6 protein-coding genes, 1 tRNA gene and 1 pseudogene are annotated in these 12,923 nt (G+C 62.4%); 5 read left to right on the top strand and 3 right to left on the bottom strand.

All coding sequences use genetic code 11. The features are described from left to right. Positions 1 to 68: 68 nt before the first annotated feature. Together QTJ18_RS11040 and QTJ18_RS11045 are read right to left on the bottom strand one after the other, a co-directional pair. Complete coding sequence (locus tag QTJ18_RS11040; protein WP_252751378.1) at positions 69 to 833, bottom strand: DsbA family protein; 765 nt, start codon at positions 831 to 833, stop codon at positions 69 to 71. A 561-nt stretch (positions 834 to 1,394) separates the two neighbouring features. Next, a pseudogene (locus tag QTJ18_RS11045) lies at positions 1,395 to 4,391 on the bottom strand (Rne/Rng family ribonuclease); the annotation flags it as partial. A 1,127-nt stretch (positions 4,392 to 5,518) separates the two neighbouring features. Between QTJ18_RS11045 and QTJ18_RS11050 the strand changes: the two are divergent. From QTJ18_RS11050 to prfB, 3 genes are all read left to right on the top strand, one after another. Beyond that, positions 5,519 to 6,694 carry an N-acetylmuramoyl-L-alanine amidase gene (locus QTJ18_RS11050; protein WP_252751886.1) on the top strand — a complete coding sequence of 392 codons (1,176 nt, stop codon included), beginning with the start codon at positions 5,519 to 5,521 and terminating at the stop codon, positions 6,692 to 6,694. Between the two features lie 391 nt (positions 6,695 to 7,085). Beyond that, positions 7,086 to 9,539 (top strand): penicillin-binding protein 1A, encoded by a 2,454-nt coding sequence (locus QTJ18_RS11055; RefSeq protein ID WP_252751376.1) that lies wholly within the window; start codon positions 7,086 to 7,088, stop codon positions 9,537 to 9,539. Between the two features lie 210 nt (positions 9,540 to 9,749). Beyond that, positions 9,750 to 10,881, top strand: a protein-coding gene (prfB, locus tag QTJ18_RS11060) for a peptide chain release factor 2 (protein ID WP_252751375.1) whose coding sequence is annotated in 2 segments (ribosomal slippage) — positions 9,750 to 9,818 and positions 9,820 to 10,881 — 1,131 coding nt in all. Because the reading frame shifts where the segments join, the coding sequence is not laid out codon by codon here. 75 nt (positions 10,882 to 10,956) lie between these two features. Here prfB and QTJ18_RS11065 read toward each other — a convergent pair. Further along, complete coding sequence (locus QTJ18_RS11065) at positions 10,957 to 11,730, bottom strand: NAD kinase (protein WP_252751374.1); 774 nt, start codon at positions 11,728 to 11,730, stop codon at positions 10,957 to 10,959. A 153-nt stretch (positions 11,731 to 11,883) separates the two neighbouring features. Between QTJ18_RS11065 and QTJ18_RS11070 the strand changes: the two genes are divergently transcribed. After that, a tRNA-Thr gene (locus QTJ18_RS11070) sits at positions 11,884 to 11,959 on the top strand. Between the two features lie 431 nt (positions 11,960 to 12,390). Beyond that, on the top strand, positions 12,391 to 12,858 hold the full coding sequence (locus tag QTJ18_RS11075; RefSeq protein ID WP_489667173.1) for a chemotaxis protein CheW: 468 nt from the start codon (positions 12,391 to 12,393) through the stop codon (positions 12,856 to 12,858). The last annotated feature ends 65 nt before the right edge of the window (positions 12,859 to 12,923 follow it).

A 12,923-nucleotide genomic window follows, 5' to 3' on the forward strand; every position in this document is an offset into this window, starting at 1 on the left:
GGAAAGCCCCCGGCATTCAAAGCCGTGCATAAGCCAGGGGGAAGGATGAGCCGCCCGCGGATCGTCGATCAGCAATCGGTCTTTCCGCAACTGCGGATATTGCCGATCTTGGACAGGAGATCCTCGTGGCCGACAGCGCCGAAGACGGCCTCGTCGCCGACCACGTAGAAAGGCGTGCCCGAAATGCCCAGCGCATTGGCAAGTTCGTAAGTCGCCTGCACCTGCGGATCATTCGGCTTGTCGGCCATGGTCTGGCGAATATCGGCCTCGGCAATGCCGAGCATGGCGGCGACCTGCAGGGCCGTCTCTTCCGTCGCGCGCGCCTGGCCGCCGAGCAAAGCGCGGTGGAAGGTCAGGTATTTGTCCGGCGCGACGAGCCGCACGGCATTGGCCACCCGGTGCGCCGCCATGGAATCCGGGCCGAGAATCGGGAATTCCTTCAGGATGAAGCGGACCTTCTTATCCTTCGCCAGGACTTCATCCATGTCGGTGAGCGCTCGTTTGCAGTAGCCGCAATTATAGTCGAAGAACTCGACCACCGTGACATCGCCCTGCGGATTGCCGACAGTGATATCATCCGGCGAATTGAAGATTGCGGCCTTGTTGGAGGCGATGCCATTCGCCGATTGGGCCGCGCGCAATTCCTGGCTCTTCTTCTCCAGCGCATCCTGCACTTCCAGCATCACCTCCGGATGGGCGATGAGATATTCGCGGATGAAGGCGCCGATCTCTTCCTTCTGTCGGTCATCAAGCGCGCGCGCCGGTGGCGCAGCGGCAATCGCGGCACTGCCGGCAAGCAGGAGCGCGGTGAAGAGCTTGGAAAACGGCGTCATATGGGTCCTCATCCGGTGGATCATTGGGTCTCCGGCAGCGATTCGCCTGGGAGTACTCTTGGGAGTGCAGCATAAAGGTCCCGAAGGCCTGCATGAAGTGAAAGGCATGCGGCGCATCGCCGCCACCTGCCTGACGTGGAAGCCGCCAAAGCAGGCAAAAGAAAGACGGCCGCGCCAGAGGGCACGGCCGTTTCGCAATCGTTTCGGCATTCTGGCCGTTGCGGGGCGCCTGGTCGAGCCACGCCGATCCTGCCACTCAGCGGATCGGCGGGACCCCGCCGCGCCTGCTTTCATGCCTTAGAGGAAGCCGCGGCGCTGCCACCAGCCCGCCTTCTTGGGCTTTGCGCTGTCGCCAGGCTCGCCATCCGTCTCCTTGGGGTTCTGCGACCGCAAGACAGGCTCGGAAGTACCCATGCTGGAGGCACGATTGGCCCGCTGCTTCTGCTCGTCTGCCACAGCCTCTTCGGCGGTAGAACCCGTCTCGTCAGCGGCCGCGACCTCGGAAGCCGCCATGGCAGCGTCGCCGGTCTCGTCAGCCGGGGATGCGTCCGAAACATCGGCCGCGCCGGCTTCCGCCTGCTCTGCATCGGTGGTGTCGGAAGAAGCGCTTGCTTCAGAGCTTGCCCCCGCAGATGCCTCGGTGGCCGCTGCTTCGGCGGAGCCGGTCTCAAGCGCAGGCCCGGTGTCGAGAGAAGGCCCGGTGTCGAGAGAAGGCCCGGCGTCGAGCGGCGCCGCATCGGCCGCTACGGCGACAGACGGCGTGTCTGTGGCTGCATCCTTGCCGATCGTTGCCTTGCCGCGACGTGTGCGGCGCGGCTTCACCGGCTTGTCGTCCGTTTCGGGGGCGCCCGCCACAGCATCGAGCGCTGTCTCGCCCGCAGAGGCTGCGGCAATGCCGCTATCCTTGCCGGAACCGGCTGCGGCGCCTTCGTCCTGGTCGCGGTTCGCGAGATCGTCGCCTGCCTCGTCACCGGCCTCTTCACCGGCTTCCTCGCCAGTCTCGTCACCATCCGCATCGGATGCGTCCAGCGCGCCGTCTTCGCCCTGGCGGTTGCGGCGTCCGCCACGCTTGCCGCGGCGACGGCGCTTGCGGCGCTGGCTCTCTTCGCTGTCGCCATCCGGATCGCCGGCATCGCCCGCAGCCGATGCCACGGCGTCGTCATCCTCGTCGCCTTCGGAATCCTCTTCGTCGCCGGCCTCATCGCCCTGGTCTGCGGCGTTCAGCTCCGACTGCTCGCCATTGCGGCCACGGCTGCGACGACGACGGCGGCGCTTGCGCTTGCGATTGCCGTTTTCGTCTTCGGCACGGGCCTCCGGCGCGCTGGCCGGGGCAGCGGCTTCGATCTCTTCTTCGTCATCCTCCTCGATGATCGCGATGTCGTCATCGTCCTCATCCTCGGGAATGGCGGCGAACTGCATCAGGCTCTCGATGCGGACCGGATTGGCCACCGCCTCGCCACGATCAATGGCGAAATGCACGGCAGACAGATCCGTATCGGCTTCGATGACGATGGAAACGCCGAAGCGCTTCTCGTAATCCACCACGGTTCCGCGCTTCTGGTTGAGAATGTAGAGCGCAATCTCCGGCGTGGTGCGCACGGTGATGTCGTGGGTCGTGTTCTTCAACAAATATTCTTCGACGCCACGCAGCACGTGGAGCGCCACAGACGACTGCGAGCGCACATGGCCTGTTCCGCCGCAATGCGAGCAGATCTGCGTCGTCGATTCCAGAACGCTGGCACGGATGCGCTGGCGCGACATTTCCAGAAGGCCGAAATGCGAGATCCGGCCGACCTGGATGCGGGCGCGGTCGTTCTTCAGGCAATCCTTGAGCTTCTTCTCGACGGAGCGATTGTTGCGCTTCTCTTCCATGTCGATGAAGTCGATCACGATAAGACCGGCAAGGTCACGCAGGCGAAGCTGACGCGCCACTTCCTCCGCAGCCTCCAGATTGGTCTGCAGCGCCGTTTCCTCGATCGAATGCTCGCGGGTCGACCGTCCCGAGTTCACATCGATCGCCACCAGCGCTTCGGTCTGGTTGATGATCAGATAGCCACCCGATTTCAGGGTGACCTGCGGCTGCAGCATGCGGTCGAGCTGCGCCTCGATGCCGGAGCGCGAGAAGATCGGATGCAGATCGCGATAGGGCTGAACCACCTTGGCATGGCTCGGCATCAGCATCTTCATGAAGTCTTTCGCTTCACGATAGCCGTCTTCGCCGGCGACGATGATCTCGGAAATATCCTTGTTGTAAAGATCGCGGATGGACCGCTTGATCAGCGAGCCTTCTTCATAGACGAGGCAGGGGGCGATCGAATTCAGCGTCAGCGTCCGGACATTTTCCCAAAGACGCATCAGATATTCGAAGTCGCGTTTGATTTCGACGCGCGTGCGGTTGGCACCCGCCGTGCGCAGGATCACGCCCATGCCCTGCGGCACTTCCAGCTCGCGGGCGATTTCCTTCAGGCGCTTGCGGTCCGTCGGATTGGTGATCTTGCGGGAAATCCCGCCGCCACGCGCCGTGTTGGGCATCAGGACCGAATAGCGGCCGGCGAGCGAGAGATAGGTGGTCAGCGCCGCGCCCTTATTGCCGCGCTCTTCCTTGGCCACCTGCACCAGCAGGATCTGCCGGCGCTTGATGACCTCCTGAATGCGATACTGCTTCCGCTGCTTGCGGAACACGCGATCGGGAACCTCCTCCATGGCGTCTTCGGCGCCAACCGATTCGATTTCTTCCTTCTCGTGATCGTCATCGTCATCATCGTCGTCATCGCGACGGCGGCCGCGAACGTTTTCGGAAATGGCGTCGGTCTCGATCATCGCAGCCATGCTGTCGGGCGTGCTGTCATCCTCGGCATCCACATCGGATCGGGCTTCCCCATCCGCCTGTGCGTTCCCATTCGCCTGTGCGTCCGTATCGCCCTCTGCGCCGGACTGTGCATCCGACGGGGCACTGGACTGCGTGTCCGCATCTGCCGCGGTGGCCGCGTCCGTCGCAGCATCGGCGGCGGGCTCTGCAACCTTCTTGCGCGCACGGCTTCTGCGCGGCTTGGCCTTCGGCTTTTCAGCCGCGACCGTCTCAGCGGCGGCCTCGTCTTCGGCGCCGTCCGGCGCGGCAGCTGCCGCCTCGGCGGCCGGCTCACCACCGGCCGGCTCTTCGTCGGGCGTGCCGAGGGCCGCATCGACCTGTGCGACGATGCCGACATCGGGCTGTTCCATCTTGGACAGGTCGACAGCCGGTTCGAGATCGTGATCGGCGTGCTTGCGCTGATCTTCCATCTCCGCCTGGATGAGCGCCTGGCGGTCGGCCAGCGGAATCTGGTAGTAATCGGGATGAATTTCGGCGAAGGCCAGGAAGCCGTGGCGGTTGCCGCCGTAATCGACGAAGGCGGCCTGCAGCGAGGGTTCGACTCGCGTCACCTTCGCCAGATAGATATTGCCGCGGATCTGTTTCTTGTGTTGCGACTCAAAGTCGAATTCTTCAATCCGGTTGCCCCGAACGACGACTACGCGTGTCTCCTCTTGATGAGACGCGTCGATAAGCATTTTGTCTGCCATTGAATGTGTGCTCCTCGGCGCGGACGAGCATACGCCGAGGAGCCCATCATCATGAGGGGCTTGTCGTGTCTTGCGTCCGGTGCGCCGGATAAGAAAATTCCCGCAGAATTGTTTTGCGACAGCGCAGACCAGATGCTTAACGAAGCCTTGCGCCCCATCTGCTCTTCCAGTTTATGCAATCCGTGCCGCAACGTCCAAGTCCATACGAGAATGACGAAAACAATAGGCCCGGCCAGGGCCCGATGAATTTGCTCCCAACGAGCATGGATGGCGAGCCATCCGGTACTGTCCCGGCCACCGCCGGAGTTCGGATAGTTTTCCAGGTTGAAGTGTAGAGACGGCAGATGCCCTCGGTGCGCGGCGCCAGAACTTTCACGCTGGCAGCCAATCGACAGGCTATCCCGTCGACACTTAAACCCTCAAAACCCTTGTAAGTTTTATCCGTCACAATAGCAAGTGGAAAGCCAAACCTGCCATATTATGGATCAATTTGCCGGCCTTATAGCCCAATGCGGGATTGCTGATTTGCCGGCGGGATCGGCAAGGGCGGTTCGCCGTGGCCTGTGTCTCTGGCGTCCGGGTTTGCCGCCTGGTGCCGGAAATTCGGATCTCTGCGGGGAATTTCTGCGGCCGCAGCCATGGCATCCGGGCAATGGCCGGGCTTTTCAAGGGTGAGGCGGAAGGTTAACAGGGTCGGCAGATTACAGCACGCTGCAGTCGATCGCTCGGGCGCTGGACGACAGGTGGTTGAGGCGCCGGAGGCGGCCTAAAGACAGCGGGCCGAGTCAGATTTCGCAGCCGAGGGTTGTCCCGATCCATGGCGGAACGGGTTGGCGCCGGTCAGGATGATGGCGAGGCATGCGCGGCGGGATGAACAAGGGGAAAGGCGTGGACCGAGCGAACGACAGGGCGACATTTTGCGCAGGAACATGCCGGCCGTGAGCATGGATAGCCGATCATTGCCGCTACAGGAAGAACAGCGATCCGGCTCTACCCGGAGGTGGACCATGCCCGCTGCAGCCGATAGGCCCGGCGCGATGAGCATTCTCGCCGGGTCTGGAGGGCTTTGCGGGCGCGGAAGGCTTGTCAGGCTCCTGCTGCTGGGCTGGCTGGCGATCGTCTGCGCCATGGCGTCGATGCCCGTGGCCAGGGCGACCGATAGCGGCGAGCCGGATACGCTGCTCGCCTTTTCGGCCCGAATCGCAGGCGACGATGCGCGCAGCCGGGTGGTCATCGATTTCGACGGCAAGCCGGATTTCTCCGTTCACTATGTCTCCTCGCCCGAGCGGATCGTCATCGATCTTCCGGCCACGGCTTTCGGCTTTCCGGCCTCCGACCTCGCGCCGCGCGGCCTGTTCAAGGATATTCGCTACGGCGCGATGGGTGAGGGGAGCGCGAGAATCGTCTTCACCCCCAACCGGCCGGTCAAGCTGGCGCTGGCTGAGGTGCAGAAGAATGAGGGGCACGGCTACCGGCTGGTGCTCGACGCCGAAATGACGACGCCGGAGGTGGTGGCCGAGCTTGTGAAGACGCAGCGCTGGACCGAGGCGGATCCTGCGCGGGGCGCGGGATCCGGCGCGGATGCGATGAGCGATCCGGCTCGTGACGCAATCTTCGCGATTGCCGTGGATGCCGGGCACGGCGGCATTGATTCGGGCGCCACGGGGATCAAGAGCGGCACGCCGGAAAAGGAGATCACGCTTGCTTTCGCAAAAATCCTGACCGAGGACCTCAACCGGCAGGCCGGGGTGAAGGCCTTCATGACGCGGCGCAACGATACATTCCTCTCGCTGTCGCAGCGGGTGACGCTGGCACGCCAGGGCGGGGCGGACCTGTTCATCTCGCTGCATGCCGATACGCTGGGACAGAAGGCGATTCGCGGGGCGACCGTCTATACGCTCTCCGACACCGCGTCCGACCGCATGGCGGCAGCGCTTGCCACGCGTGAAAACCTCTCCGACGAGCTTGCCGGCTTTTCGATTGAATCCGGGCCGCCGGAAGTCGCCGACATTCTTCTCGATCTTGCACGACGCGAAACGCAGGCCTTTTCGATCTCGCTGGCGAACCGGGTCGTCAACGCCTTCGACGGCCAGATCGGACTGATCAACAATCCGCACCGCTCAGCCGGTTTCCAGGTGCTGCGGGCGCCGGATATTCCCTCGATCCTGCTCGAACTGGGCTTCTTGAGCAATGAAGAGGACGAAAAGCTCCTGCTCGATCCAGCATGGCGGGCAAAGGTCGCGCAACGGCTCGTGGATGCGGTGATGACCTATCGCCAGCAGACGGTGGCCGGCGGCGGCTGAGGCGGGGAGGGTGGCAGTTTGGCAACGCTTTGCGCCGGACCGGGCCTTCTGCGGGACAAATGCGGGGACGCGCCTTCTTCAATCGTGCCGAAGCCCTATTTTTCTCACATTCGGGGGGTTACTCCAGCAACAGCACCGGCCTGGCGAATCCCGAAGCGGCTTGCTGATGCGACTTGCCGATGCGACTTGCCACGGTTCAACCTCCGTGCAAAACGCCTCGGAATATGCGAATATGCTTCGGGATCGATATTAGGCTGCTGGCATGCACCGTCGGTGCAGGACCCGCAACCGATGCCGCACCGAAGGGCGAAAGCCAGTCCGGATTGCAGCCGCGCTCGCCAGGTCGTGATGTCCTGGAGGCGCCCACGAAAACGATAAGCGGTAACAGCGAATGATCAGATTAATTGGATACCTTTTCGGACTGGCCTGCGCCGCATTTCTTGCGGTTGCCGTCGTCGTCGCCGTCTATCTGAGCGGCGTATCCAAGGATCTGCCAAATTACGAAGTTCTGGCCTCCTATGCGCCACCCGTGGCGACGCGGGTACATGCCGGCAACGGCGCCCTGATGGCGGAATATGCGCGTGAGAAGCGGCTCTTCCTGCCCATCCAGGCCATTCCCGACCGGGTGAAGGCAGCCTTCCTCTCCGCGGAAGACAAGAATTTCTATAACCATCCCGGCGTTGATTTCTGGGGCCTGGCGCGCGCCGTGGTCAACAATGTGCAAAATCTCGGCTCGGGACGCCGGCCTGAAGGCGCCTCCACCATCACCCAGCAGGTGGCGAAGAACTTTCTTCTCACGGCCGACCAGACGATCGACCGGAAGGTCAAGGAAGCGATCCTCTCCTTCCGCATCGAGCAGGCCTATTCCAAGGACAAGATCCTTGAGCTTTATCTGAACGAGATCTTCTTCGGCCTGAATTCCTACGGCATCGCGGGTGCTGCACTGACCTATTTCGACAAATCGGTGACCGAACTCACCATTGCCGAGGCGGCCTATCTCGCCGCTCTTCCCAAGGGGCCCGCCAATTACCACCCCTTCCGCCACGAAAAAGCGGCCGTCGAGCGCCGCAACTGGGTTATCGACCGGATGGCCGAGAATGGCTACATCACGGTCAGCGATGCCGAGGAGGCCAAGACCCAGCCGCTCGGCGTCACCTCGCGTCGCGGGGCCGGCGGACTTTTCGCCTCGGAATATTTTTCCGAGGAAGTGCGTCGGGAAATCATCGAAAAATACGGCGACAAGGCGCTTTACGAAGGCGGCCTCTCGGTCCGCACCTCGCTGGATGCGGAACTTCAGGTCCTGGCGCGCAAATCGCTGCAGAAGGGCCTTGAGGATTACGATCAGCGTCGCGGCTTCCATGGTCCGGTGAGCAAGATCTCCGTGGACGGCGACTGGGGGCCGGAACTGGCCAAGATTGCCCCGCTGCGCGACGTGCCGGAATGGAAACTGGCCGTCGTTCTGGCCGTCTCCTCCGCCCGCGTCGATATCGGCCTGCAGCCCTCGGTAGTGGGCGGCAAGCTGGAGGATCAGCGGCAGCGTGGCGTCATCTCCGCCGAAAATATGAAGTGGGCCTTCCGCGACGCCAAGGGCGAGCGCAAGACCAGCAAATCGCCGGAGGGCGTCCTGTCGCCGGGCGACGTCGTCTATGTCGAGCCGATCGATGAGGAAGACGATGCCTATCGCCTGCGCCAGCCGCCGAAGGTTCAGGGCGGCATGGTGGTCATGGATCCGCATACCGGCCGCGTGCTGGCAATGGTCGGCGGCTTCTCGTTCTCGCAATCCGAATTCAACCGCGCGACCCAGGCCATGCGCCAGCCCGGCTCATCCTTCAAGCCGATCGTCTACGCCGCGGCGCTGGATAATGGCTATACGCCGGCATCGGTCATTCTCGATGCGCCGGTCGAATATGTCTCCGGCGGTCAGGTCTGGAAGCCGGAGAATTACGGCGGCGAGTCGGCCGGTCCGTCCACCTTGCGCACCGGCATCGAAAAGTCGCGAAACCAGATGACGGTGCGGCTGGCCAATGACATGGGCATGGAACTGGTGGCCGAATATGCCGAGCGCTTCGGTATCTACGACAAGATGCCGCCGCTTTTGGCCATGTCGCTGGGCTCCGGCGAGACGACGGTGCTGCGCATGGTCTCTGCCTATTCGGTGATCGCCAATGGCGGCCAGCAGATCAAGCCGACGCTGATCGACCGCATTCAGGACCGTTACGGCAAGACGATCTTCCGGCATGAGGAGCGCACCTGCGAAGGCTGCAATTTCAACAGCTGGGCCAATCAGGATGAGCCGACGCTGGTGGACAAGCGCGAGCGGGTTCTCGACCCGATGACGGCGTACCAGATCACCTCGATGATGGAAGGCGTCGTCCAGCGCGGCACCGCGGCGGGCAAGATCCCGGTGAAGGATCGCCCGGTGGCAGGCAAGACCGGAACGACCAATGACGAGAAGGATGCCTGGTTCGTCGGCTTCACGCCCAACCTCGTCGCCGGCCTCTATATCGGCTTCGACACGCCCACACCGCTCGGCCGCGGCGGAACGGGCGGTGGCCTGGCTGCGCCGATCTTCGGCGATTTCCTGGCGCAGGCGGCCAAAGTTGTGCCGCCCAGCAAGTTCCAGGTGCCGGAGGGCATGCAGTTCGTTCCCGTCAATCGCAAGACCGGCATGTTCGCACTCGAAGGCGAACCGGATACGATCATCGAGGCCTTCAAGCCCGGCACCGGGCCGGCCGATTCCTTCTCGGTCATCGGCATGGACAACCAGGTCGCGCCGGAGGAGATCCTGAAATCCTCGCCGCAGGTCAACCAGGCGGTGACGTCTGGAGCCGGCGGGCTTTTCTGATGCAGTTTCCGCGCCTTACGGGTTGAGCCTGATTCTGTCTCGCAACGGTTCCGGGGCGCGACAGGATCCCTCCTTGACCTTTCGGCCGCCTTATTGTGACACATGCCTTCGTTCGGCGCGCCGGAACCGATCGGCCAAGCGGGCTTTACATCTTTTGCCCCTGCCACTATGCAACGCCTCGATCTTGCCAAAAGGACCGAAAACGATACCATGCGCAATGAAACCGTGAATATCATCGACGAAATCAAGCAGGCCATAAGCCTGCTGAGGAGGCATCTTTGACTGGGATCAGGCGGTAAGACGACTGGACTGGTTGAACAACAAGGCCGAGGATCCCAACCTCTGGAACGATGCCTCGGAAGCGCAGAAACTGATGCGCGAGCGCCAGCAGCTGGATGACGCGATCGGCGGCGTGAAGGCGCTGGAGCAGCAGCTGAAGGATAATGTCGAACTCATCGAGCTCGGTGAGGAAGAGGGCGACGATTCCGTCGTGCGCGACGCGGAAGACGCCTTGAAGACGCTCAAGACGGAAGCCGGCCGCCGTCAGGTGGAAGCCATGCTCTCCGGCGAGGCCGATGGCAACGATACCTATCTCGAAGTCCATTCCGGTGCCGGCGGCACCGAATCGCAGGACTGGGCGAACATGCTCTTGCGCATGTATACTCGCTGGGCCGAGCGCGCCGGCTTCAAGGTCGAAGTGCTGGAAGTCCACGAAGGCGAAGAAGCCGGCATCAAGTCGGCCACGATCCATGTGAAGGGCCACAATGCCTATGGCTGGCTGAAGACCGAATCGGGCGTGCATCGCCTGGTGCGGATCTCGCCCTATGACAGCAATGCGCGGCGTCATACCTCCTTCTCGTCGATCTGGGTCTATCCGGTCATTGACGATACGATCGAGATCGAGGTCAACGAAAGCGATTGCCGCATCGACACCTACCGGTCGTCGGGCGCCGGCGGACAGCACGTCAACACGACCGATTCGGCCGTGCGCATCACGCATATTCCGACGGGCATCGTCGTCGCCTGCCAGCAGGAGCGATCGCAGCACAAGAACCGTGCGAAAGCCTGGGACATGCTGCGCGCCCGTCTCTACGAACTGGAGCTGAAGAAGCGCGAGGATGCAGCCAATGCCGAGGCGGCGTCAAAGACCGATATCGGCTGGGGCCACCAGATCCGGTCCTATGTGCTGCAGCCCTACCAGTTGGTGAAGGATCTGCGCACGGGTGTGGAAAGCTCCGCGCCGGGCGATGTTCTGGATGGCGATCTTGACGAATTCATGGAAGCCGCGCTGGCGCACCGGATCGATGGGGCAGCGGGTCAGGATGTTGCCGATATCGACTGACGCCTGTGGCAAGATGAAGAGAATCGACGGCGCGTTCCTCAAAGGGGCGCGCCGTTTCTCTTGGCAGGGTGCCGCTCAGTAGGAGAACTGTTCCGCCAGGATCCGTTCGGACCAGGAGTGATCCGGATCGGACAGGATCCGCGCGGTCTTGACCTTTGATTCGGAAATCCGCACCGACAACACGCTCTTGATCTCGGTATTGTCGGCAACGGCGTTCACCGGTCGCTTATCCGGCTCGAGGATATCGAGCTGCACGCAGACCTTGTTGGGCAGCAGCGCGCCGCGCCACCGGCGCGGGCGAAAGGCGCTGACCGGCGTCATGGCGAGAAGCGGCGCCTCCAGCGGCAGGATGGGCCCATGTGCGGAGAGATTATAGGCGGTGGAGCCTGCAGGCGTGGCAATCATCAGTCCATCGCAGATCAGCTCGTCGAGCCTCATATGGCCGTCGATGGTAACGCGGATCTTGGCGGCCTGATAGGACTGCCGGAACAGATAGACCTCGTTGATGGCCAGCGCGATGGAACTCGTGCCATCGGCATTCTCGGTGCGCATCTCGAGAGGATGGAAGTCGTTTTCCACCGCGCCTTCGATCCGGTCCACCAGCCCGTCCAGCCGGTAGTCATTCATCAGGAAGCCGACCGAGCCGCAATTCATGCCGTAGATCCGCTTGCCGCTGTTGATCGTCTGGTGCAGCGTCTGCAGCATGAAGCCATCGCCGCCAAGGGCCACGATGACATCTGATTCGTCCACGCTATGATTGCCATAGACCCGGCTAAGGTCCTGCAATGCGAGCTGCGCCTCGGGCGCCGTCGAAGCCAGGAAGGAAAGTCGCATACTATCTACAGACATCGGCGCCCCTTTCGCGTCATCTTCTAGCTACAGGAAAAGACGATCCGGCCACAAGCCTTGCATCGGCCCCCGGCAGCGCAAAGTGAGCGCTTTCATTTTTTAGCGCTTTTGCCCTTTACACGCAGGCAAAATATGCTACCTCCCACCCCGGATGCCCTTGTAGCTCAGTTGGTAGAGCACCTGATTTGTAATCAGGGGGTCGCGGGTTCGAACCCTGCCGGGGGCACCACTTCTTCCCAAGACAGCACTGACGGAAAACGCACCGCTCGCAAGGCCGTGTGATCCCCTTGTCCTGCGGCAAGCCTTGCGGCAAGCGACCGGTGCATGGTGAACCGCGGCATGGCTCCAACAGGGTCATAATATTCGAAAATTCGGGATTACATTCAATTTGAATGGTCGGCGGCAGAGGATATTAAAGTCTTTCCCCTATTTCTGGGATGACCGGAGGATGCCGTGGCATCGGTGCTGAAATGACTCCAGATCCGGCAGAGCATCGCACACGCATGAGGGCGCCTTGCCGGCGCGCCATGACGCAAAACGGCGATGTCCAGTAAGCACAGGTTCAAATCTGACGTCACATGCGCCTCTCGTTCGGTGCGCCCGGTTTCGGCCAGGCATCGAGGATCGGCCGATGCGGTGTCGGATCGCCTCCGGGAGATCATGCCAATGTCTGCAAATGCCTCGACTGCAAGTCTCGAAATCATCGCATTCCGTCTCGGTGAGCAGGATTTCTGCATCCGCACCACGGCGGTTCGCGAAATCCGCGGCTGGTGTCCTTCCATGCCGATTCCCAATGCGCCGGACTATGTCCTTGGCGTGATCAACCTGCGCGGCAATGTCATCCCGACGATCGATCTCTCGCACCGTCTCGGCATGGTGGCGGCGGAACGGACGGATCGCAGCGCCATCGTCGTTGCCGAAGCCGGCTCGTCCGTCATCGGCCTCGTGGTCGACCAGGTGACCGACATGCTGACGGTGCCCGTCGATCAGCTGCAGCCGGTGCCGGACGTTTTCACCGGCTTCGACAGTCGCTATTGCGACGGGATCATCACCCACGAAACCGGGATGATCTGCTTCGTCAATCTTGGCCGGCTGTTCGAGAACGACGCCATCCCGCAGGCGGCCTGACGGTCGACCTGCCGGCCGCCGCCTCCGGCGACAACCGCCTTCCATCACCAATAATGACCGACTGG

Source organism: Rhizobium sp. SSA_523 (assembly GCF_030435705.1).
GTDB lineage: Bacteria > Pseudomonadota > Alphaproteobacteria > Rhizobiales > Rhizobiaceae > Neorhizobium.

Coding starts and splice junctions, on each gene's coding strand:
- QTJ18_RS11075 (WP_489667173.1), top strand. CDS start 12,391: ATGCCAATGTCTGCAAATGCCTCGACTGCAAGTCTCGAAATCATCGCA.
- QTJ18_RS11050 (WP_252751886.1), top strand. CDS start 5,519: ATGGCGTCGATGCCCGTGGCCAGGGCGACCGATAGCGGCGAGCCGGAT.
- QTJ18_RS11065 (WP_252751374.1), bottom strand. CDS start 11,730: ATGTCTGTAGATAGTATGCGACTTTCCTTCCTGGCTTCGACGGCGCCC.
- QTJ18_RS11040 (WP_252751378.1), bottom strand. CDS start 833: ATGACGCCGTTTTCCAAGCTCTTCACCGCGCTCCTGCTTGCCGGCAGT.
- QTJ18_RS11055 (WP_252751376.1), top strand. CDS start 7,086: ATGATCAGATTAATTGGATACCTTTTCGGACTGGCCTGCGCCGCATTT.